The sequence below is a fragment of the Streptomyces sp. NBC_00080 genome (assembly GCF_045041255.1).
Taxonomy (GTDB): Bacteria; Actinomycetota; Actinomycetes; order Streptomycetales; family Streptomycetaceae; genus Streptomyces; species Streptomyces coriariae.
On record NZ_CP108235.1, the window covers coordinates 3,516,009 to 3,536,749 of the forward strand.

Annotated in this window: 19 protein-coding genes; 10 read left to right on the forward strand and 9 right to left on the reverse strand. The window is 70.8% G+C overall.

Annotated features, from left to right (window positions below; genetic code table 11):
• Positions 1 to 66 precede the first annotated feature (66 nt).
• Positions 67 to 591, reverse strand: coding sequence for a DUF4245 domain-containing protein (locus tag OHU34_RS15410; RefSeq protein WP_230194757.1), 525 nt, complete (start codon positions 589 to 591; stop codon positions 67 to 69).
• Positions 592 to 717: 126 nt separating this feature from the next.
• On the opposite strand from OHU34_RS15410, the gene glpX reads away from it, so the two are divergent.
• The gene (gene glpX, locus OHU34_RS15415; protein WP_142265993.1) at positions 718 to 1,752 is read left to right on the forward strand and encodes a class II fructose-bisphosphatase; all 1,035 of its coding nucleotides are present in this window, start codon (positions 718 to 720) and stop codon (positions 1,750 to 1,752) included.
• A gap of 135 nt (positions 1,753 to 1,887) precedes the next feature.
• Here the strand turns inward: glpX and OHU34_RS15420 are convergent, their stop codons facing one another.
• Together OHU34_RS15420 and OHU34_RS15425 are read right to left on the reverse strand one after the other, a co-directional pair.
• Positions 1,888 to 2,265: a WhiB family transcriptional regulator gene (locus tag OHU34_RS15420; RefSeq protein WP_082412888.1), complete on the reverse strand. Its 378-nt coding sequence runs from the start codon at positions 2,263 to 2,265 to the stop codon at positions 1,888 to 1,890.
• Between the two features lie 204 nt (positions 2,266 to 2,469).
• Positions 2,470 to 3,156 carry a DUF1707 domain-containing protein gene (locus OHU34_RS15425; RefSeq protein WP_142265992.1) on the reverse strand — a complete coding sequence of 229 codons (687 nt, stop codon included), beginning with the start codon at positions 3,154 to 3,156 and terminating at the stop codon, positions 2,470 to 2,472.
• A 167-nt stretch (positions 3,157 to 3,323) separates the two neighbouring features.
• Between OHU34_RS15425 and OHU34_RS15430 the strand changes: the two genes are divergently transcribed.
• Complete coding sequence (locus tag OHU34_RS15430) at positions 3,324 to 4,988, forward strand: fumarate hydratase (protein ID WP_200839789.1); 1,665 nt, start codon at positions 3,324 to 3,326, stop codon at positions 4,986 to 4,988.
• A 289-nt stretch (positions 4,989 to 5,277) separates the two neighbouring features.
• Here the strand turns inward: OHU34_RS15430 and OHU34_RS15435 are convergent, their stop codons facing one another.
• Together OHU34_RS15435 and OHU34_RS15440 are read right to left on the reverse strand one after the other, a co-directional pair.
• Complete coding sequence (locus tag OHU34_RS15435) at positions 5,278 to 5,721, reverse strand: hypothetical protein (RefSeq protein ID WP_235034555.1); 444 nt, start codon at positions 5,719 to 5,721, stop codon at positions 5,278 to 5,280.
• A gap of 62 nt (positions 5,722 to 5,783) precedes the next feature.
• Positions 5,784 to 6,305: a SigE family RNA polymerase sigma factor gene (locus tag OHU34_RS15440; protein WP_142265989.1), complete on the reverse strand. Its 522-nt coding sequence runs from the start codon at positions 6,303 to 6,305 to the stop codon at positions 5,784 to 5,786.
• 147 nt (positions 6,306 to 6,452) lie between these two features.
• Here OHU34_RS15440 and OHU34_RS15445 point away from each other — a divergent pair, with 147 nt between their 5' ends.
• From OHU34_RS15445 to OHU34_RS15455, 3 genes are all read left to right on the forward strand, one after another.
• Positions 6,453 to 7,838, forward strand: a complete 1,386-nt coding sequence (locus tag OHU34_RS15445) for an aspartate ammonia-lyase (protein WP_142265988.1) — start codon at positions 6,453 to 6,455, stop codon at positions 7,836 to 7,838.
• Between the two features lie 84 nt (positions 7,839 to 7,922).
• On the forward strand, positions 7,923 to 8,615 hold the full coding sequence (locus OHU34_RS15450) for a DUF402 domain-containing protein (protein ID WP_037734821.1): 693 nt from the start codon (positions 7,923 to 7,925) through the stop codon (positions 8,613 to 8,615).
• Between the two features lie 316 nt (positions 8,616 to 8,931).
• A complete protein-coding gene (locus OHU34_RS15455) occupies positions 8,932 to 11,091 on the forward strand; it encodes a SpoIIE family protein phosphatase (protein ID WP_405766812.1) in 2,160 nt (719 codons plus the stop codon).
• A gap of 78 nt (positions 11,092 to 11,169) precedes the next feature.
• On the opposite strand, the gene OHU34_RS15460 is transcribed toward OHU34_RS15455, so the two are convergent.
• Entirely contained in the window at positions 11,170 to 13,608 is a 2,439-nt protein-coding gene (locus OHU34_RS15460; RefSeq protein WP_200839788.1) for a transglycosylase domain-containing protein, read from the reverse strand.
• Between the two features lie 280 nt (positions 13,609 to 13,888).
• Here OHU34_RS15460 and OHU34_RS15465 point away from each other — a divergent pair, with 280 nt between their 5' ends.
• The 5 genes from OHU34_RS15465 to OHU34_RS15485 all read left to right on the forward strand — a co-directional run bounded on the left by OHU34_RS15465 (position 13,889) and on the right by OHU34_RS15485 (position 18,841).
• Positions 13,889 to 14,845: an SPFH domain-containing protein gene (locus OHU34_RS15465; protein WP_230194760.1), complete on the forward strand. Its 957-nt coding sequence runs from the start codon at positions 13,889 to 13,891 to the stop codon at positions 14,843 to 14,845.
• Positions 14,842 to 15,099, forward strand: a complete 258-nt coding sequence (locus tag OHU34_RS15470) for a hypothetical protein (protein ID WP_020128022.1) — start codon at positions 14,842 to 14,844, stop codon at positions 15,097 to 15,099. Before OHU34_RS15465 ends, OHU34_RS15470 begins: the two co-directional genes overlap by 4 nt.
• A gap of 159 nt (positions 15,100 to 15,258) precedes the next feature.
• On the forward strand, positions 15,259 to 15,783 hold the full coding sequence (locus OHU34_RS15475) for a PadR family transcriptional regulator (RefSeq protein ID WP_020128023.1): 525 nt from the start codon (positions 15,259 to 15,261) through the stop codon (positions 15,781 to 15,783).
• On the forward strand, positions 15,780 to 16,469 hold the full coding sequence (locus OHU34_RS15480; protein WP_020128024.1) for an ABC transporter ATP-binding protein: 690 nt from the start codon (positions 15,780 to 15,782) through the stop codon (positions 16,467 to 16,469). Before OHU34_RS15475 ends, OHU34_RS15480 begins: the two co-directional genes overlap by 4 nt.
• On the forward strand, positions 16,466 to 18,841 hold the full coding sequence (locus OHU34_RS15485; protein ID WP_142265985.1) for an ABC transporter permease: 2,376 nt from the start codon (positions 16,466 to 16,468) through the stop codon (positions 18,839 to 18,841). Before OHU34_RS15480 ends, OHU34_RS15485 begins: the two co-directional genes overlap by 4 nt.
• Positions 18,842 to 18,902: 61 nt before the next feature.
• Here OHU34_RS15485 and OHU34_RS15490 read toward each other — a convergent pair whose 3' ends face one another.
• The 3 genes from OHU34_RS15490 to OHU34_RS15500 form a co-directional block, all read right to left on the reverse strand.
• Positions 18,903 to 19,331, reverse strand: coding sequence for a hypothetical protein (locus OHU34_RS15490; protein ID WP_142265984.1), 429 nt, complete (start codon positions 19,329 to 19,331; stop codon positions 18,903 to 18,905).
• Positions 19,332 to 19,335: 4 nt separating this feature from the next.
• Positions 19,336 to 19,740 (reverse strand): roadblock/LC7 domain-containing protein, encoded by a 405-nt coding sequence (locus OHU34_RS15495; RefSeq protein WP_200839787.1) that lies wholly within the window; start codon positions 19,738 to 19,740, stop codon positions 19,336 to 19,338.
• A 98-nt stretch (positions 19,741 to 19,838) separates the two neighbouring features.
• A complete protein-coding gene (locus OHU34_RS15500) occupies positions 19,839 to 20,729 on the reverse strand; it encodes a MarR family transcriptional regulator (protein WP_142265983.1) in 891 nt (296 codons plus the stop codon).
• Positions 20,730 to 20,741: the final 12 nt, after the last annotated feature.

Here is a 20,741-nt window from a genome sequence, read left to right on the forward strand (position 1 = left end):
CCGGGGGCCTCTTCGCATGTCACCTCGCATGTCACCGCGCGGGGCCGCTCGCGGGTCGCAGGGCGCTCACGCCAGCTTCAGCGCGCCGGCCATCGCCGACAGCTGTTCGAAGGACCCGGTGCCCGCCACCACGGTGGTGGAGCCCGTCTCGCCCTGGAGAACGAGCGCGTCGTAGCGGCCGCCGGTGTAGCGGGTCCAGGTGCGGCCGCCGATCTGCTCGGTGACCTTGGTCGCCTTCGAGCCCTGACTGGCCTCCTCGACGAACTCCGAGCGCTGCTGAGTGGACTGCTCGATCGCCACGTACTCCCCGTCGGGAGCGTGGAAACCGAGGTGCCATGCGTCGAAGTCGTCACCCTGGAACCTCACCGAGGTCGCCTTCCAGGCGTCGGACAGGCCCTCGGGCGCGGCCACCGGGTACGTCGCCGCGCGACGCGCCGTGAGGAGCTCGACGCGGTAGTCGACCTGCCGGACCTCGCGAGGGCGATCGTCGTGCGGGACGAAGAGGTATATGACCCACGCCGCGATCATGATCACCCCGAGGGAGAGAATCATGTCGCGGGCTGTCTTCTGCTTGCCGTTCGAACCTGCCACGCCCCCTATCGTCGCAGGTGCCCGATGCGCTCATCCGTGGGGTCCCCTGCTCATTTTGTCGGACTGACGATAGAGTCGGGATCGAACCCTCATCCGGCCGTCGTCGTATCAGAAAGGTGCGCTCCGATGACCGAGCATCATCAATTGCCGTCCGAACTCGATGTCCCCTCCGAGGCCCCCGACCGCAACCTCGCCCTGGAACTCGTCCGGGTGACCGAAGCCGCCGCCATGGCCGCGGGCCGCTGGGTGGGCCGCGGTGACAAGAACGGCGCCGACGGTGCCGCGGTGCGCGCCATGCGGACCCTCGTCTCCACCGTGTCGATGAACGGCGTGGTCGTCATCGGCGAGGGCGAGAAGGACGAGGCCCCGATGCTCTTCAACGGCGAGCGCGTCGGTGACGGGACCGGGCCCGAGGTCGACATCGCGGTCGACCCGATCGACGGCACCACGCTGACGGCCAAGGGCATGCCGAACGCGATCGCCGTCCTCGCGGCCACCGAGCGGGGCGCGATGTTCGACCCGTCCGCAGTGTTCTACATGGACAAGCTGGTCACCGGCCCCGAGGCCGCCGACTTCGTCGACATCGACGCGCCCGTGGCCGTGAACATCCGGCGGGTCGCCAAGGCCAAGCGGGCCACGCCCGAGGACGTCACCGTCGTCATCCTGGACCGCCCGCGGCACGAGGGCATCATCGAGGAGATCCGGGCGACCGGAGCGCGCATCAAGCTGATCTCCGACGGTGACGTCGCCGGCTCGATCCTGGCCCTGCGCGAGGGCACCGGCGTCGACCTGCTGCTCGGCATCGGCGGCACCCCCGAGGGCATCATCTCGGCCTGTGCCGTGAAGTGCCTGGGCGGTGTCATCCAGGGCAAGCTGTGGCCCAAGGACGCCGAGGAGCGGCAGCGGGCACTCGACGCCGGGCACGACCTCGACCGCGTCCTGACCACCGAGGACCTGGTGACCGGCGAGAACGTGTTCTTCGTCGCCACCGGTATCACCGACGGTGAGCTGCTGCGGGGGGTCAGGTACCGGTCGGAGACCGCGACCACCGACTCGATCGTGATGCGGTCGAAGTCGGGGACGGTCCGGCGGATCGACTCCGAGCACCGGCTGAGCAAGCTGCGGGCCTACAGCGCGGTCGACTTCGACCGGGCCAAGTAGCCCCGTAGTCCGACCGGGCCGAGCAACCCAGCAGTGGTCCGATCGGGCCGAACGGCCCCCGCAGTGCGTGAGAGGGGCACCCCCGGTGCGGTGGGGGTGCCCCTTTCGCGTGCCCCGAGGATCTCGGCCCGCCGCTCAGCCCGCCGCCGCTATGCGGCCCGCCGACTGTGCCGCCTTCTTCAGTTCCACGTCACGGCGGCGGCGCCGGGCGAGGGCCACCCGGCGTTCGGCGGCGGTCAGGCCGCCCCAGACGCCGTAGGGCTCGGGTTGGAGAAGCGCGTGTTCACGGCACTCGACCATGACGGGACAGCGGGCACACACCCGCTTCGCGGCTTCCTCGCGGGAGAGCCGGGCGGCCGTGGGCTCCTTGGAGGGGGCGAAGAACAGGCCTGCCTCGTCGCGTCGGCACACCGCCTCGGTATGCCAGGGGGCGTCCTGATCCCTGTCGCGCGCTGGTACCCGCGGGGCCGGAACAGCGGCGACCTGCACGGGCGAATGCGGCGGTTGCAGCACGGGTCTACTCCTGACGACGGCTTCGCGAGCGAGAGACGATGCAGCAAGGCCTACCCGCTGTGCGCGCGCCTATGCACTGAGTTCCCGACCGCCGTGGGCCTCGGCGCCCTCTCGACGCCTCGCCACCACCTCGCCACCACCTCGCCGCGGCTCCGCGAGGCCTCGCGGAGCCGCGCCACGGCCTCGCGGCGAAGTTCACGACCGTCAACGGTCCAGGTGTCTGCGCAGACTCCTGTCGACCTTGTGCTGGACCCGGTCGAGGATGTCCGCGACGAGCTTGCCCCGCTTCGGCCGGCCCTCGATGTTGCCCAGCACCGCCCAGCCGTCGACGTAGACCACCGGGGCGTCGGGCTGGGGCGAATCGAGCGCGTACACCTCGAAGTTGCCCAGCACCGCGCCGCCGGTGCCGCGCAGCGAGACGTTCTCCGGGACGCGGACCTCGACGTTGCCGAAGACCGAGATCGCCTTGATCACGACCTGCTGGTACTCGAAGAGCGCCTCGGTCAGGTCGATCTCGACGGTACCGAAGACCGCGTAGGCGTGGATACGGCGGCCCGCGCGCCAGCGGCCCCTGCGGACGGCGCTGCTGAAGATCGCGACCACGTTGTCGTCGGGGTCGGCGGGAATCGCTCCCGCGGTGGGCCGGCCGGGGGCGGTGGAGGGGGCCGTGCGCCGCTCGTGCGCGGCGGGCAGGTCCCGGACGAAGACCTCCAGCTCACCGACCGTCTTGGCGGCCAGTACACCCTCGACACGCTCCGCGTGCTCGTCGGCGGTCAGCCGGCCCTCCGCGAGCGCCTCGCGGAGCATGTCGGCGATACGGTCACGGTCGGCGTCCGAGGCGCGCAACTCCGCGGCCGGCGCGGGGGCGGCGGTCTGCTTGTGAAGGTCCACGAGGAGCAGCGTACCGAAACACGATAGATCGCGATAGCCCCGACTCGGAACGGGCGCCGACGAACTGAGCCTTACCTCACAAGTTCGTCGGCGACGGCAGGTCCTACGCTGGTGAGCGCCCGCCAATGGAGGCGGGCCCGCTGTCTGTCGAGTGAGGAATGGGCGAGATGCCTGAGTTCGCGTACACCGATCTGCTTCCCATGGGAGAGGACACCACCCCCTACCGGCTGGTGACCGCCGAGGGTGTCTCCACCTTCGAGGCCGACGGGCGGACGTTCCTCAAGGTGGAGCCGGAGGCGCTGCGCAAGCTCGCCGAGGAGGCCATCCACGACATCCAGCACTACCTGCGCCCGGCCCACCTCGCGCAGCTGCGCCGCATCATCGACGACCCGGAGGCCTCCGGCAACGACAAGTTCGTCGCGCTGGACCTGCTGAAGAACGCGAACATCGCGGCCGCGGGCGTGCTCCCCATGTGCCAGGACACCGGCACGGCCATCGTGATGGGCAAGCGCGGGCAGAACGTGCTCACCGAGGGCGGCGACGAGGCGGCCCTGAGCCGCGGCATCTACGACGCCTACCTGAACCTCAATCTGCGCTACTCGCAGATGGCCCCGCTGACCATGTGGGACGAGAAGAACACCGGCTCCAACCTCCCGGCCCAGATCGAGCTGTACGCGGCCGACGGCGGCGCGTACAAGTTCCTGTTCATGGCCAAGGGCGGCGGCTCGGCCAACAAGAGCTTCCTCTACCAGGAGACGAAGGCCGTCCTGAACGAGGCCTCCATGATGAAGTTCCTGGAGGAGAAGATCCGTTCGCTCGGTACGGCCGCCTGCCCGCCGTACCACCTGGCGATCGTCGTCGGCGGCACGTCGGCCGAGTACGCGCTGAAGACCGCGAAGTACGCCTCCGCGCACTACCTGGACGAGATCCCGGCCGAGGGTTCGCCGCTCGGGCACGGCTTCCGGGACAAGGAGCTCGAGGAGAAGGTCTTCGAGCTGACCCAGAAGATCGGCATCGGCGCGCAGTTCGGCGGCAAGTACTTCTGCCACGACGTACGGGTCGTCCGTCTCCCCCGGCACGGCGCCTCCTGTCCCGTCGCCATCGCCGTCTCCTGCTCCGCCGACCGGCAGGCCGTCGCGAAGATCACCGCCGAGGGCGTGTTCCTGGAGCAGCTGGAGACCGACCCGGCGCGCTTCCTGCCGGAGACCACGGACGAGCACCTCGACGAGTCGGACGTGGTCCGCATCGACCTCAACCAGCCGATGGACGACATCCTCGCCGAGCTGACCAAGTACCCGGTCAAGACCCGGCTGTCCCTCACCGGCCCGTTGGTCGTGGCCCGCGACATCGCGCACGCCAAGATCAAGGAACGTCTCGACGCGGGCGAGGAGATGCCGCAGTACCTGAAGGACCACCCGGTGTACTACGCCGGCCCGGCCAAGACCCCCGAGGGCTACGCGTCCGGCTCCTTCGGCCCGACGACGGCCGGCCGTATGGACTCCTACGTCGAGCAGTTCCAGGCCGCCGGCGGCTCCAAGGTCATGCTCGCCAAGGGCAACCGCAGCAAGCAGGTCACGGACGCGTGCGGCACGCACGGCGGCTTCTACCTCGGCTCCATCGGCGGTCCGGCCGCCCGGCTCGCCCAGGACTGCATCAAGAAGGTCGAGGTCGTCGAGTACGAGGAGCTCGGCATGGAGGCCGTCTGGAAGATCGAGGTCGAGGACTTCCCCGCCTTCGTCGTCGTCGACGACAAGGGCAACGACTTCTTCCAGGACCCGGCCCCGGCCCCGACGTTCACGTCGATCCCGGTACGGGGCCCGGGTCTGGCCTGACACCCGCGGAGCGGCCGGGAGCCTGAGACGGCCCGCGGCCACCCGACCGACGGACGGAGTCCGGCGCGGCCGGCCGAAGCCTGTGAGGCCCCCCGGGGCCGAGCAGTGCGAGGGCGGCCATCGGAAACAGTGCCAAGGGCAACGACTTCTGCCAGGACCCGGCCCCGGCCCCGACGTTCACGTCGATCCCGGTACGGGGCCCGGGTCTGGTGTGACGCGTGTGATGCTGTGACGGACGCCCGCCCCTGATTGACGCAGGGGCGGGCGTCGTTGTCGGGTCAGGGTGCGGTCAGCCGGCGCAGATGGTGAAGTCGACCGTGTCGCCCGGCTCGATGGTCTTCGGGGCGTGCGGGGTCACTTCGAGCACCGAGGTCGGCTTGCAGCCCTTGACGGCCTTCTTGGTGACGCTGCCGAGCTTCGTCTGCGTCTTTTCGAGCAACGGCTTGGCCATGTCCAGGCTGAGGCCCGCGAGGGGGAGCCGCGTGGTCGTACCGTCACCGAAGCGGTAGAGCAGGGTGGTGGCGTCGTCGTTCTTGGCGTCCGTGCCGGCCGCCGCCGGGGTCGAGCTGCTGCTGTCGCTCGCGACCGAGGTGGCCAGGGCCGTTCCGCCGCCCGCCGCGATGAGGGCGGCGGCGACGGCGGCGATGCCGATGGTCCGACGGCGACGGGTGCGGCGCAGGATCTGCGGCGCGTCGAAGTCGGGGGTCTCGGCGGAGTTCGCGAATCGGTTCATGGCGTGCGTCAGTTCCTCTTCGAAAGGTGAGCGGCCGGAAGGCCGTGCATCGCCGTACGAGGTCATCGGATACCTTCCGTGTGCCGCCGCGGTGAAGGGTCGGAGAGTGCGGGGAACTGACTTCTGAGCTTCTCGATGCCCCGGGCCAGCTGGGAGCGGACCGTGCTCGGCGTGATGCCGAGGTCGGCCGCTATCTCGCCGTCCGAGAGGTCGTCGAAGTATCGCAGCACCACCACCGTCCGCATCCGCATGGGCAGTTGCTGCAACGCGCGCACCAACTGGTCCCTGCTGTCGACCTGCCCGTACTCGTCCCCCGGGGCGACGGTGTCGCCGCCTTCGGGGTGGTGAGTCGTGGTCAGTCGGCGGAATCTCCGCCAGCGGTCGTTGGCCAGGTTCACCATGATCCGCCGGACGTAGGCGTCCGGAGCGTCCTTCGCTTCGATGACGCGCCATCTGCGGCAGGCCTTCTCCAGGGTCTCCTGGACCAGGTCCTCCGCCGCCTCACGGTTTCCCGTGAGGACCAGCGCGCCCCGGAACAACGCGGTCGATCGAGCGGCCACGAAATCCTGGAAGTCCGTCTCCACACGCTCCTCCCTTCCTGTCACCCCTCCTCGACGCGAGCGCGCCCCCGTCTGCTGCACGGCCCCGACGAGACCTGGGTCACATGCCGGACGCCATCCGGACGGCCCAGCCCGCGGAACATCCCGGCCGCCCCGATCGCTGTACCGGACATGAGCGAATACCGGATCGAGCACGACTCCATGGGTGAGGTACGCGTCCCGGCGGAAGCCAAGTGGCGGGCCCAGACACAGCGCGCCGTCGAGAACTTCCCCGTCTCGGGACAGCGCATCGAGCGTGCGCACATCGAGGCGCTGGCGCGGATCAAGGGGGCCGCGGCGAAGGTGAACGCGCGGCTCGGGGTGGTCGACAAGGACATCGCCGACGCCATCCAGGAGGCGGCCGCGGAGGTCGCCGAGGGCCGGTGGGACGAGCACTTCCCGGTGGACGTGTTCCAGACCGGTTCCGGGACCTCGTCCAACATGAACACTAACGAGGTGGTCGCCACGCTCGCCACCGAGCGGCTGGGCCGGGCCGTGCACCCCAACGACCACGTCAACGCCTCCCAGTCCTCCAACGACGTCTTCCCCTCGTCCCTGCACATCGCGGCCACCGCGGCCGTCACCCGCGATCTGATCCCCGCCCTGGAGCATCTGGCGGCGGCCCTGGAGCGCAAGTCCGCGGAGTTCGCCGACGTGGTGAAGGCCGGGCGGACGCATCTGATGGACGCCACGCCCGTGACGCTGGGCCAGGAGTTCGGCGGGTACGCCGCCCAGGTGCGGTACGGCGTGGAGCGGCTCAACGCCTCGCTCCCCCGGCTCGCCGAGCTGCCGCTGGGCGGCACCGCGGTCGGTACCGGCATCAACACGCCGCCCGGCTTCTCCGCGGCCGTCATCGAGGAGGTGGCCCGTGCCACCGGACTGCCGCTGACCGAGGCGCGCGACCACTTCGAGGCGCAGGGCGCGCGGGACGGGGTCGTCGAGACCAGCGGGCAGCTGCGGACGATCGCCGTGGGCCTCACGAAGATCGCCAACGATCTGCGGTGGATGGCCTCGGGGCCGCGCACGGGACTCGCCGAGATCAGCCTGCCCGACCTCCAGCCCGGCTCCTCGATCATGCCCGGCAAGGTCAACCCGGTGATCCCGGAGGCCGTGCTGATGGTCGCCGCCCAGGTCGTCGGGAACGACGCGACCGTGGCCACGGCGGGCGCGGCGGGCAACTTCGAGCTCAACGTCATGCTGCCGGTGATCGCCAGGAACGTGCTGGAGTCGATCCGGCTGCTCGCCAACGTGTCCCGGCTGCTCGCGGACCGGACCGTCGACGGGATCGTCGCGCACCGCGAGCGCGCCCGGGAGTACGCCGAGTCCTCGCCGTCCGTGGTCACGCCGCTGAACAAGTACATCGGGTACGAGGAGGCCGCGAAGGTGGCCAAGAAGGCGCTGGCGGAGCGGCGGACGATCCGCCAGGTGGTGCTGGACGGCGGGTACGTGGAGCGCGGCGATCTGACGGTCGAGCAGCTCGACGAGGCGCTGGATGTCCTGCGGATGACACACCCGTAAACCCTCGTGTGCTTTCGCGCCCCCGGCGCGAGAACCGTGACGCGCGCCGCAGCGTCGTATGCCCATGGCACCTAATATCTGTGCATGGCAGACGGTGAAGCGGTGAGACGCGTGGGAACTGGTGGTGCGGCGGCCTTCTGGGAGCCCGGGAGCCGGATCCTGTGGCGCTACCGGGAGAACGGCGGGGTGAACTTCCACATCGCCCGCCCGGTGACCGTCGTGCGGGACGACGAGGAGCTGCTCGCCGTGTGGCTGGCACCGGGCACGCAGTGCGTCAAGCCGGTGCTCGCGGACGGCACCCCGCCGCACCAGGAGCCGCTGCGCACCCGGTACACCAAGCCGCGTACCGTTGCGCGGGGACGCTGGCTCGGCACCGGGGTGCTGAAGGTGGCCCGGCCCGGCGAGCCGTGGTCGGTGTGGCTGTTCTGGGACCAGGGCTGGCAGTTCAAGAACTGGTACGTCAACCTGGAGACGCCGCTGGCCCGTTGGGACGGCGGCGTGGACTCCGAGGACCACTTCCTCGACATCTGCGTCTACCCGGACCGCAGTTGGGGTCTGCGTGACGAGGACGAGTTCGCGCAGGCCCAGCAGGACGGACTGATGGACCGGGCGGTCGCCGAACAGGTGAGGGAGGCGGGCAGCAGGGCGGTGGAGGTGATCCGCGCGTGGGGGCCTCCGTTCAGCGAGGGATGGCAGCACTGGCGCCCGGATCCGTCCTGGGCCGTACCGTTGCTGCCGGAGGACTGGGACCGTACGCCCGCGCACATGTCCACATGAGACCCTTGATGCGCCCCCGGGCAACAAACGTAGGATCGTCCTCCGCAAGGCACGCTGGCAGTAACTCCCGGAGCAGACGCCGGGCCTGACCGAACGTCACCGAGGGGCGGCAGCACGTGAGCGAGGGGTACGAGGGCAACACCGGCGGGACGCTCGACGTCGGCCCCCTGGGCCGCGCGCGGTCCACCGGTGGCACAGGAACAACCTCTGACCACGCGGGAATTCCGTTCCGGGGGCACGTATTCCGGGTATCGGGTTTCCTGCGGGACCAACTGCGCGCGCGGCGCGCAGCCCCGGACGGACGGATTCGACACGCGTGACGGAGCAGCCCACCTCCTACGAACGCCCCCAGGGCGTCGACCCCACGGACCCCCGTGGGGCACTGCTGCATACCCAGGCACCGGCGCCGGGCCAGTCCGCCTTACCTCCCGACACCTCGGGTACGACGACGCCGCGCGGCAAGGGCGGCAAGGGCGGAAAGGGTGGCATGGGCGGCCAGGGAGCCACGGGAATGGATGCGGCCGGTTCGGAGGCCGGTTCCGGCACCGAGCACTCCCAGCCGTCGGCGTCCGACGAGGCGATGGGAGCTCCTCCCGCGCGGGCCAAGCCGAGCGTGGGTGACCACCGGCCGCGCCCCGCTCCCGAGTCCATCCCGGCCCAGCCGGGCACCGACGCGCGCCCGGAGCGGGGTCCGGACGGGCAGGACCGGCGGGCCGGAGGGGCACTGACGCCCGGCCGTCCCACGCCGATGCGGCGGGACGGGGACCGGCTGCGTTTCGTGGGCGCCGCGACCCGGCGGATCGCCCGCGGCCTGGACCTCGACGAGATCGTGATGGGGCTGTGCCGGGCCACCGTGCCGACCTTCTCCGACGCGATCCTCGTCTACCTGCGCGACCCGCTGCCCGTGGGCGACGAGCGGCCCGCGGCGGACCGCATCATGCTGCGGCTGCGGCGCACCGACCGCATTCCGGAGGAACGGGACACCGAGACCGGCTTCGCGGCGCTCGCCCTGCCGCCCCCGGAACCGGGCGAGCTGACCGCCGAGCTGTCGGCCGCGGTCGGCGAGCTGTGCGAGGTACGGCCCGGCGGGGCGCTCGCGGAGGTGCTGCGCGGGGTGCGTCCGGTGTTCGCCGACCATCCGGCCGCACGCGCCGCGCTGCCCGAACTGCTGGGCGAGGACAGCACCTTGGCCATCCCGAGCGGTCAGCGGGCCGTCCTGGCCCCGCTACGGGGCCGCCGCCGGGTGATCGGCGCCGCGGTGTTCCTGCGCCGCCCGGAACGCATCCCGTTCGAGAACGACGACCTGCTGGTGGCCGCCCAGCTCGCCACGCACAGCGCCCTGGGCATCGACAAGGCGGTGCTGTACGACCGTGAGGCGTACATCGCCGACGAGTTGCAGCGCACGATGCTGCCGGAGACCCTGCCGCGCCCCACGGGCGTAAGGCTCGCCTCCCGGTACCTGCCCGCGGCCGAGACCGCGCGGGTCGGCGGCGACTGGTACGACGCCATCCCGCTGCCGGGCAGCCGGGTGGCGCTGGTGGTGGGCGATGTCATGGGGCACTCCATGACGTCGGCGGCCATCATGGGACAGCTGCGGACGACGGCCCAGACCCTCGCCGGCCTCGACCTGCCGCCGCAGGAGGTCCTGCACCATCTCGACGAGCAGGCCCAGCGGCTGGGCACCGACCGCATGGCGACCTGCCTGTACGCGGTCTACGACCCGGTCTCGCACCGCATCACCATCGCCAACGCGGGTCATCCCCCGCCCATCCTGCTGCACCTGGGCGGCCGGGCCGAGGTGCTGCGGGTGCCGCCGGGCGCGCCGATCGGCGTGGGCGGGGTCGATTTCGAGGCGGTGGAGCTGGACGCCCCGGCCGGGGCGACGCTGCTGCTGTACACCGACGGCCTGGTCGAGTCCCGGCTGCGGGACGTGGCCACCGGCATAGAGCAGCTGCGGGAGAAGCTCGCCGCGACCGCCCAGCTGACCGGCCCCGATCATCCGCCGCCGCTCGAGGCCCTGTGCGACGAGGTCCTCGACATGCTCGGCCCGGGCGACCGGGACGACGACATCGCGCTGCTCGCCGCCCGGTTCGACGGGATCGCGCCGAGCGACGTGGCCTACTGGTTCCTCGAACCGGAGGACGCGGCTCCCGGCCGGGCCCGCCGGCTGGCCCGGCAGGCGCTGTCCCGCTGGGAGATGGAGGACATGACCGACTCCGTCGAGCTGCTGGTCAGCGAGGTCGTCACGAACGCGGTGCGGTATGCCACGCGGCCGGTGACCCTGCGGTTGCTGCGCACCGATGTGCTGCGCTGCGAGGTCGGCGACGACGTGCCGCAGCTGCCTCGGCTGCGGCAGGCCCGGGCGACCGACGAGGGTGGCCGCGGCCTGTATCTGGTGAACCGGCTGGCCCGGCGGTGGGGGGCCACCCGGCTCAGCACCGGCAAGGTGGTCTGGTTCGAGTTGAACCGGAGCTGAGGCAGCCGCGAGAGACAGCAGGGAGGGCGCCCGGAGATCTCCGGGCGCCCTCCCTGCTGTTTCCGCCGCCGGCGGCCGTTACTGGCCGAAGAGCGGATCCCCGGGATCCTGCGGCTCGGTCGAGGGGGCGTCCGTGCTGGGCTCCGACGAGGTGTCACCCGTCGGTGTGCTGGACGGGGACGAGCTCGGCTTCGACGACGTGGACGGGGACGAACTCGTCGACGGAGAGGAGGACGGGGAGGGACTCGTCGACGGGGACGACGACGGGGACGAACTCGCGGACGGCGAGGTGCTCGGGGACGGCGACGCGGTCTGGACCGCCGCGCCCTGGTCGGTGTCCAGGTCGAACTTGGTGACCTTGGTGGAGACGCCGAAGGTGTACGACGCCCAGATCTGCGCCGGGAAGCCACCACCGTTGACGCGGCCCGCGTCCGAGGTCAGGCCGTTCGTCGCACCGGTGAGCGGGACCTGGGGGTGCGGGGCCTTCGCGGACTCGCCGAAGAGGCCGACCGAGGTGACCAGGTCGGGGGTGTAGCCGGTGAACCAGGCCGACTTGTTGTTGTCGGACGTACCCGTCTTGCCCGCGACCTTCTGGCCCTTGCGCAGCGGGTTGTCCCGCACGGACTTCTTCGCCGTACCGTCGTCGACCACGCCGGTGAGCACCGAGGTGACCGAGTCGGCGGCCTCGCGGCTGATGACCTGCTCCCCGACGGGGTCGGTGTGCTTGAACGTCGGGTGGGCGCTGTTCTCCGCCGACTTGATGAGCGCCGGGGTGACCTGCTTGCCGTGGTTGTCGAGGGTGGCGTAGACGCCGGCCATCTGCAGGGGGCTAGCGCCCATGGTGCCGAGGGTCTGGGCGGGCACGGCCTTGAGGTCCGCGGTGTCCATGCCGAGGTTGGCCGCGACCTTCAGCACCTCGGGCATGCCGACGTCGACGCCCATCTGCGCGAAGACGGAGTTGATGGACTTGTTGAGCGCCGTCTGGACGGTGACGTCGCCGTAGTCCTGGTCGTCCTCGTTCTCCGGGGCGAAGCCGATGTCGCTGCCGACGACCGGGCGCTTGCTGGTGCCGTCGTAGATCGTGTTCGCGGTGATCTGGTCGCCGTCCTGCGTCTTGGCGGCCTCGTCGAAGGCCGCGGCGAGGATGACCGGCTTGAAGGTCGAGGCGGGCTGGTAGTCGGTGCGAGTGGCGTTGTTGGTGTAGTGGTCGGTGTAGCTGGTACCGCCGTACATCGCCTCGACGGCGCCCGTCTTGGGGTTCACCGACACCGCGCCTGCCTGGACGTCGCCGTCGACCGAGCGCTTCTTCTTGTCCAGCTTGCTGGTCAGCTGTTCCTTGACGGCCGTCTCCAGCGCCTTCTGCTTCTTCTTGTCGATGTTGAGCTCGATGTTCCAGCCGCCGCGCCTGACCAGGGCCATGCCCGACTCGTAGTCGTCGGCGACGCCCTGGGCCACCAGCTGCTTGGCCAGTTCGGTGTTGGCCGCGTCGACGAGGTAGCCGATCTGGCCCTCCTTGCCGGGCGCTGCCTTGGGCTCCTTGGGCACCGGGAACGTCATGGCGTCGCGCTTGCCCTTGTCCAGCCAGTCCTGCTCGACCATGTTGTCGAGGACGTAGTTCCAGCGGGCCGTGACCAGCTTCTTGCCGGTGTCGGAGGCGGAGGTCCAGTCGTACTGGCTGGGGGCCTGGAGCAGCGCGGCGAGGTAGGCGCCCTGCGGCACGGTCAGCTTCTCGGCGTCGACGCGGTAGTAGGCCTGGGCGGCCGCCTGGATGCCATAGGCGCCGCGGCCGTAGTAGCTGGTGTTGATGTACCCGGCCAGGATGTAGTCCTTGTCCTTCTCCCGGTCCAGCTTCAGGGAGATGACCAGTTCCTTCAGCTTGCGCGTGACGGTCTGTTCCTGGGTCAGGTAGTAGTTCTTGACGTACTGCTGGGTGATCGTCGAACCGCCCTGCGCGCCCTTGCCCATGAGGGTGTTGAGGACACCGCGGGTGGTGCCCTTCAGGTCGACGCCGGCGTCGGTGTAGAAGGACTTGTTCTCGGCGGCGACGAAGGTGTGCTGGACCTCTTTGGGGATCTTCGAGAGTTCGACGTTCTCCCGGTTGACCTCGCCGTCGCGGGCGAGGATCGCTCCGCTGTCGTACTCGTAGACGTTGCTCTGGAGGTCGGCGTCGGGGTTGCCCTCGGGGATCGGCGTGCTCATGTACAGCCAGAGGAAGGCGCCGATGACGGCCACGGTCAGGCCGAGGAAGGTGCCGAGGATCTTCTTCCAGGTGAAGAGCCGGCGTATGAAGCTCTTGTCCTTCTTGCCGGCCTTGCCCTTGGTGCCCTTGCCGCTCTTCTTCGCGCCCCGGCGGGCGGCGGCGCGGCCGCCGGTCGCGGGAGCGGCGTCGGGCGCCTCGGCGGTCGCCACGGACTCCGCCGTCGAAGGGGTCGTCGAGTCCGTCTCCACCGAGCGGCCCCTGGGCGCCGCGCGGCGCCCACCGCGCTGTCGAGCTCGTCTCTCTTCCGCTCGTCCCATGAGTCCGCTCGCTCCGCTTCCTACTCGGCAGTCACACCAGTGCCCGGGGGCAGGGGCAGGTCAGCTCAGAAAGCTAACACCGCTGTCTATGACGAAGGGGTCTCGGTCCGGTCCGCACGGGGCGTGAGAATCAGCACCCCGCGCGAGGGAACCGCCCGGACGTCCCCACCGAGTCCGACGTACGAGAGTGGCACAGGGTTGCCATGAGGCGCTAAAGTGATATCACTTAGATAGGCCGCCGATTACTGAATCGGGCGGCGACGAGAAACGGGGACCCACCATGTCCACTCACGACCCCTCGGCCACCACCGAAGCCGCCACCGACACCGTCGACGTTCCCGAGATGCCCGCCCCGCGCGTGAAGGAGTTCCCGGCGCACAGCGTGGCCGGAGGACTCGCGCTGCTGCTCGGCCTGGCCGGACTGCTGGCCGGCGCCGGGATGATCGCCTTCGGTGCCCAGGTGGACGCGGCCGGCCTCAAGGCGGCGCTGATCACCGGCGGCATCCTGGTCGCCCTCGCCGCGTTCCTGGCGATGTGCGGGCTGAACACGGTGTCGCCGGGCGAGGCCCGCGTGGTGCAGCTCTTCGGCCGCTACCGGGGCACCATCCGCGAGGACGGGCTGCGTTGGGTGAACCCCTTCACCTCCCGGGAGAAGATCTCCACCCGGGTCCGCAACCACGAGACGGCCGTACTGAAGGTCAACGACGCCTACGGCAACCCGATCGAACTCGCCGCGGTCGTGGTGTGGAACGTGCGGGACACCGCGCAGGCCAGCTTCGAGGTGGACGACTTCCTGGAGTTCGTCGCCACCCAGACCGAGGCGGCCGTCCGGCACATCGCCATCGAGTACCCCTACGACTCGCACGACGAGGACGGTCTCTCGCTGCGCGGCAACGCGGAGGAGATCACCGAGAAGCTGGCCATAGAGCTGCACGCGCGCGTCGAGGCGGCCGGCGTGCGGATCATCGAGTCGCGCTTCACCCACCTCGCGTACGCTCCCGAGATCGCCTCGGCCATGCTCCAGCGGCAGCAGGCGGGCGCCGTGGTCGCGGCGCGGCGGGAGATCGTGGACGGGGCCGTGGGAATGGTCGAGGCCGCGCTCCAGCGCATCGCCGAACAGGGCATCGTGGAGCTGGACGACGAGCGGAAGGCGGCGATGGTGTCCAACCTGATGGTGGTGCTGTGCGGGGACCGTGCGCCCCAGCCGGTACTGAACACCGGGACCCTCTACCAGTGAGTGATGCAGCCGGGGGTCCGACCCCTCAGCGTCGGCCGCAGCAGCGCAAGCAGGTGCTGCTGCGGCTGGATCCGCTGGTCCACGACGCGCTGGCCCGCTGGGCCTCGGACGAACTGCGGTCGGCGAACGCGCAGATCGAGTTCCTGCTGCGCAAGGCGCTGAAGGAGGCCGGACGCCTCCCCGGCGACACCGGCCCCCTCCCGCGTCGCGGCCGGCCCCCCGGCGGCTCGCCCCCCGGCCCCCCGCCGGCCTGACCGGCTTCGCCGCGCCCTCCTCTCCCCACACAAGGCCAGGCGCCGGGCCTGTGGCAGAACGGTGACAATCGGCTCTCACCTGCGCACTCCCACTCCCTGCCGCCACCTGCACACGGGACGTATACACACCGGGTATACACCGCATGTACAGTCCTCTCCATGTCCATCGGTCACACCCTCCTGGGACTCCTGGAGTCCGGGCCCCGCCACGGTTACGACCTCAAGCGGGCCTTCGACGAGAAGTTCGGTCACGACCGGCCGCTGCACTACGGCCAGGTCTACTCGACGATGTCGCGTCTGCTGAAGCACGGGCTCGTCGAGGTCGACGGCATCGAGGCCGGCGGCGGTCCCGAGCGCAAGCGGTACGCGATCACCGACGCCGGGATCACCGACGTCGAGCAGTGGCTCGCGACGCCCGAGAAGCCCGAGCCGTATCTCCAGTCGACGCTGTACACCAAGGTCGTCCTCGCGCTCCTGACCCACCGCGACGCGGCCGACATCCTCGACACCCAGCGTGCCGAGCACCTGCGCAGCATGCGCATCCTCACGGACCGCAAGCGCTCCGGCGACTTCGCCGACCAGCTGATCTGTGACCACGCCCTGTTCCACCTCGAGGCCGACCTGCGCTGGCTGGAACTCGCCGCCGCCCGGCTCGACAAGCTGAAGGCCGCGGTGATCGCGTGAACGCCCCCGGGGGATCCCTGCTCGCCGCCGAGAACCTGCACAAGGCGTACGGGCCGACGATGGCGCTGGCCGGCGCCGAGTTCTCCATCCACCCCGGCGAGGTCGTCGCGGTGATGGGCCCGTCCGGGTCCGGCAAGTCGACGCTGCTGCACTGCCTGGCCGGGATAGTCACGCCCGACTCGGGTTCGATCATGTACGACGGTCGCGAGCTCGCGACGATGAGCGACGCCCGGCGCAGCGAACTGCGCCGCTCCGAGTTCGGCTTCGTGTTCCAGTTCGGGCAGCTCGTGCCGGAACTGACCTGCGTGGAGAACGTGGCGCTGCCACTGCGACTGAACGGCACCGCGCGCAAGCAGGCCGAGCGCACCGCACTGGGCTGGATGGAGCGGCTGGAGGTCGACGACCTGGCCAAGAAGCGACCCGGTGAGGTCTCCGGCGGACAGGGGCAGCGGGTGGCCGTGGCGCGCTCGCTCGTCACCAGCCCGCGCGTGGTGTTCGCCGACGAGCCGACCGGCGCGCTGGACTCGCTCAACGGCGAGCGCGTGATGGAACTGCTCACCGAGGCGGCCCGGTCGGCCAGCACGGCCGTCGTCCTCGTCACGCACGAGGCCCGGGTGGCCGCCTACTCCGACCGCGAGATCGTCGTACGGGACGGGAAGTCGCGGGACATGGAGCGGGTCATATGAGCCTGCGGAGGGGGCACCGCCCGCTCGAGCGAAGCCGAGAGTGGGGGAGGTCCAGGGACCTGGGCCTGGGGGTCCGGTTCGCCTTCGCCGGCGGCCGGGAGGGCTGGATACGGGCCGTGCTGACCGCGGTCGGCGTCGGGCTCGGCGTGGCGGTCCTGCTGCTGACGACAGCGGTACCGAGCGCCATGGGGGTACGCCACGACCGTGAACAGGCGCGGCTGGACTGGCCGTTCGGCAGCGAGCAGCCGGCCAAGGGCGACGACACCCTGCTGATCGCGCAGGCCGACACGACGTTCCGTGACAAGGACGTACGCGGTCGGCTGGTGGAACCCGAAGGATCGCGCGCGCCGCTGCCGCCCGGCCTGAGCCGGTTCCCGGCCGAGGGCGACATGGTGGTCTCGCCCGCGCTGAAGAAGCTGCTCGCCGCCGACGGTTCGGCGCTGCTGCGGGAACGGCTCCCGTACCGCATCGTCGGGACCATCGGGGAGAGCGGACTGATCGGCTCCCAGGAACTCGCCTACTACTCGGGCACCACCGAGCTCGCCTCCCACATGGAGGGCTACGGGGCGACCCGGTTGAACGAGTTCGGGAACCCGAACCCCTCGAAGGAGGACACCGACCCGGTGCTGCTCCTGCTGATCCTCGTCGTCATCGTGGTGCTGCTGATGCCGGTGGCGGTGTTCATCGCCGCGGCCGTGCGGTTCGGCGGTGAGCGGCGGGACCGCAGGCTCGCGGCCCTCCGGCTGATCGGTTCGGACGGCCGGATGACCCGGCGTATCGCGGCCGGCGAGGCGATGGCCGGGGCGCTGCTGGGCCTGGTCCTCGGCACGGTGTTCTTCCTGATCGGCCGCCAGGTGGCGGGTTCGGTCGAGGTGATGGGCATCAGCGTGTGGCCCAGCTACCTCGATCCCTCCCCCGCGCTGGCGGCGCTGGTCGCCCTCGCGGTGCCGGCGGCGGCGGTCCTGGTCACCCTCTTCGCCCTGCGCGGTGTGGTGATCGAGCCGCTCGGCGTGGTGCGCACGGCGAAGCCCGCACGGCGTCGGCTGTGGTGGCGGCTGCTGCTGCCCCTGGGCGGCTTCGCGATGCTCTACCCGATGATCGGGCAGGGCCAGACCAACGGCGACTTCAACCAGTACCTGGTGAGCGGCGGCGTCGTCCTGATCCTCGTCGGCATCACCGCACTGCTGCCGTGGCTCGTGGAGACGGTCGTCGGACGGCTCGGCTCCGGTGGCGTGGCCTGGCAACTGGCCGTACGCAGGCTGCAGTTGAGCAGCGGTACGGCGGCCCGGATGGTCAACGGCATCGCGGTGGCGGTGGCGGGTGCGATCGCGCTCCAGATGCTGTTCGCCGGCGTGGACGGCGCCTACACCGAGGCCACCGGCCAGGACCTCACCCGGGCACAGATGCAGGTCCGGGTGCCGGACGGCGCTCCGCTGGCCGCGACCGCCCAGAAGTTCGCCGACACCAAGGCCGTCAGCAAGGTCACGGCCCTGTGGGAGGGCTACCTGGGCGACTCCTCCTGGAACAGCGAGAACGGCCCGAACCTCTCCACCGAGCTGACCGTGGGTGCCTGTCCGGCGCTGCGCGAGGTGGCGAAGCTGCCCTCGTGCAAGGACGGCGACATGTTCGTCCTCGACGGCGACGAGTACTCCGCCGACGGGCCGCAGATGAACAAGCCCGGCAAGAAGCTGTACATCGAACCGGCCGGCTCAGGGGAGAGCCAGGACGTCGTCTGGACCGTCCCCGCGGGCATCACCGAGGCCCACTCGATCAAGGGCCTCACCGACTTCAAGCGCGGCGGCTTCCTGATGACGCCGAGCGCGCTGCCCGCGGCCGCCGAGAAGCTGGCCACCGGTGAGATCTACCTGTCGATCGACGAGTCCGTGCCCGACGCCTACGAGTACGCCCGCAACACGGCGTTCCACGTGGCTCCGCTGGCCGACCCGATGATGTGGTCGTCCACCCGGCAGGACACGAAGTTCACCACCATCCGCACCGGTCTGCTCGTCGGCTCGGCCTGTGTGCTGCTGCTGATCGGGGCGAGCCTGCTGGTCTCCCAGCTGGAGCAGCTGCGCGAGCGCCGCAAGCTGCTGTCGTCGCTGGTCGCCTTCGGCACCCGGCGGCGGACGCTGGGTCTGTCGGTGCTGTGGCAGACGGCGATCCCGATCGGGCTGGGCCTGCTGCTGGCCATGGGGGTGGGGATCACGCTGGGCGCGATCCTGCTGAAGATGACGGACACTCCGGTGAGTGTGGACTGGGCGAGTGTGCTGTCGATGACCGGCTGCGGGGCGGCCGTCGTCCTGCTGGTGACGCTGCTGAGCCTGCCCCCGCTGCTCAAACTGCTGCGGCCGGACGGCCTGCGCACCGAATGAGCGCGGTGCGCACGCGATGAACAGACGGTCCCTCCCCGCCCGGGGAGGGACCGTTCCGCGTTCAGAGCTGGTACTCCCGCACCACCCTGCGCACCTGGGCGAACAGCATGCCGACGTTGACGGACTTGCGGCAGACGACCACCGCGACGACGTCCTGCTGCTCGGTCATCCGCACGAACAGGTGAGTGAGATTCTCACTGTTCACGAGGATCTCCTGGAAGAAGTGGTTCTCGCTCTGGACCCCGCGCCGCTCCTTGAAGACGTCCTCGATCATCACGACCGTACGGCCCTGGAACAGGTCGAGCGTCGCACCCGCCAGCAGGTCCAGGACCTCGGGCGGATGGTTGTCGACGGTCTCGTAGGAGAGCAGCATTCCGGTGGCCATGTCGACGACGCCGGAGGCGACGCAGTCGGGGGCATCCGTGCGCAGTGACTTGACCAGGCCCATGACCTGGTCGGAGAAACCTGGGGTCATACGTTTCGTCGCCATCCCTTCAGACTCCTTCGGCGGTCTTCACGGTCGTCCCGGTCCGGTCGGTCAGGATCAGATCGATCCGGCGGAGGGCGGGTTGGGTCGCCCGGTGCAGACGCTCCACGTCCATGCCCTCGTCGCCGAGCACGACCATCAGCGCGGTGTCGCCGACCGCGTAGAACGCGGCGCAGCCGTGGCTGCCGTAGGCCACCGTGCGGTGCAGGGCGCCACGGGCGGTCGCCTGCGCGGTGCGGCGGGCGAGACCGAGGCCGGCCGCGGCGAGGGCGGCGAGTCCCTCCGGGTCGATGGTGTCGGCGGTGTCGGCGGCTATGAGCAGTCCGTCCGCCGCCGCCAGCGCCGTGTCGGTGATACCGGTCACCTGCTCCCGCAGGCCGCGCATCTCCCGCGCGAGGGCTGTGTGGTCCATGAGTGCAACTCCCCTAATTCTGATCGCATATGACCGTCTTCTTCGTGCGGGTCTACGTGGGGGCTTACGTGGGGTTTCTGCTTTCCTGCGTGGGGCCGCTATTTCGCCGTGGGGTTCCGCAGGCGGAAGAACTCCTTCCAGCCGGTGCCGTTCCGTTCCGTCGTGAGGGCTTCGTTGATGCCGCTGGCGCCGGGACGGCGGCGCGGCAGGGCCGTCGCCTCCGGCACCGCCACCGGCGGCTGCCTGGGCGGAGCCGGTTCACGGGGGCGTATGCCGTGCCCGTCGGGCGGCAGCCGGACCGGGATCGGCCGGGGTGCTTCCACGCACTCCAGAAGCCCCTCACCCAGCATCCGGGCCACCTCGACGGTCACGGTGTAGACCCCGCGCCCGGTACGGAAGGCAAGGTCCCTGGAGGTGCACCGGCCGTCGGCGTGGGCCAGCAGCTCGCGCTGGAGCACACCCAGCCGGCCGGCCGCGTAGGACAGGGAGGCGGGCACGGGCCGCTCCCGGTCCGGGCGCACGGGGTACGGCTGCTCCAGGAGCGCGCCGAGCTTGCGGGACGCCACCTGGAGCAGCCGGGTGGGCGGTTCGCCCACGGCGACCGGGGCGGGCGGCGCCCCGGTCGCCGGGCCGCGCTCGCAGCCGTCGACGCTGCCCGCGACGATCGCGAACACGGCGTCCTGGAGAGCCATCGCGCAGACCACCCGGAGCTGGGCGGCCCCCGCGTAGCCGTGGGCGATCAGCCCGGCGGCCGGCCAGCGCGCGCCGCCCGACTCACGCACCAGCCCGGCCCACTCCTCGCCGCCGATCCGGCCGGAGCGCAGCAGCAGCGCCTCGGGGGCGGGCGCGCCCGGCGACTCGACCGCGACGACCAGCCCGCCGTGCAGATGGAAGATGCCGCCGGGCGAGCCGAGAACGCGCAGTTCCCCGGTGAAGCCGTCCCGGCCGCACGCGGCAAGGTCGCGTGCCAGCAGCTGGTAGCCCGACATCACTCCCCTTGG

Bases quoted from the DNA above. Each gene is read 5' to 3' on its own strand.
- glpX (WP_142265993.1), top strand. From the start codon at position 718: ATGACCGAGCATCATCAATTGCCGTCCGAACTCGATGTCCCCTCCGAG.
- OHU34_RS15500 (WP_142265983.1), bottom strand. From the start codon at position 20,729: ATGTCGGGCTACCAGCTGCTGGCACGCGACCTTGCCGCGTGCGGCCGG.
- OHU34_RS15465 (WP_230194760.1), top strand. From the start codon at position 13,889: ATGTCCACTCACGACCCCTCGGCCACCACCGAAGCCGCCACCGACACC.
- OHU34_RS15485 (WP_142265985.1), top strand. From the start codon at position 16,466: ATGAGCCTGCGGAGGGGGCACCGCCCGCTCGAGCGAAGCCGAGAGTGG.
- OHU34_RS15475 (WP_020128023.1), top strand. From the start codon at position 15,259: ATGTCCATCGGTCACACCCTCCTGGGACTCCTGGAGTCCGGGCCCCGC.
- OHU34_RS15450 (WP_037734821.1), top strand. From the start codon at position 7,923: ATGGCAGACGGTGAAGCGGTGAGACGCGTGGGAACTGGTGGTGCGGCG.
- OHU34_RS15490 (WP_142265984.1), bottom strand. From the start codon at position 19,331: ATGGCGACGAAACGTATGACCCCAGGTTTCTCCGACCAGGTCATGGGC.
- OHU34_RS15430 (WP_200839789.1), top strand. From the start codon at position 3,324: ATGCCTGAGTTCGCGTACACCGATCTGCTTCCCATGGGAGAGGACACC.
- OHU34_RS15495 (WP_200839787.1), bottom strand. From the start codon at position 19,740: ATGGACCACACAGCCCTCGCGCGGGAGATGCGCGGCCTGCGGGAGCAG.
- OHU34_RS15460 (WP_200839788.1), bottom strand. From the start codon at position 13,608: ATGGGACGAGCGGAAGAGAGACGAGCTCGACAGCGCGGTGGGCGCCGC.
- OHU34_RS15435 (WP_235034555.1), bottom strand. From the start codon at position 5,721: ATGAACCGATTCGCGAACTCCGCCGAGACCCCCGACTTCGACGCGCCG.
- OHU34_RS15445 (WP_142265988.1), top strand. From the start codon at position 6,453: ATGAGCGAATACCGGATCGAGCACGACTCCATGGGTGAGGTACGCGTC.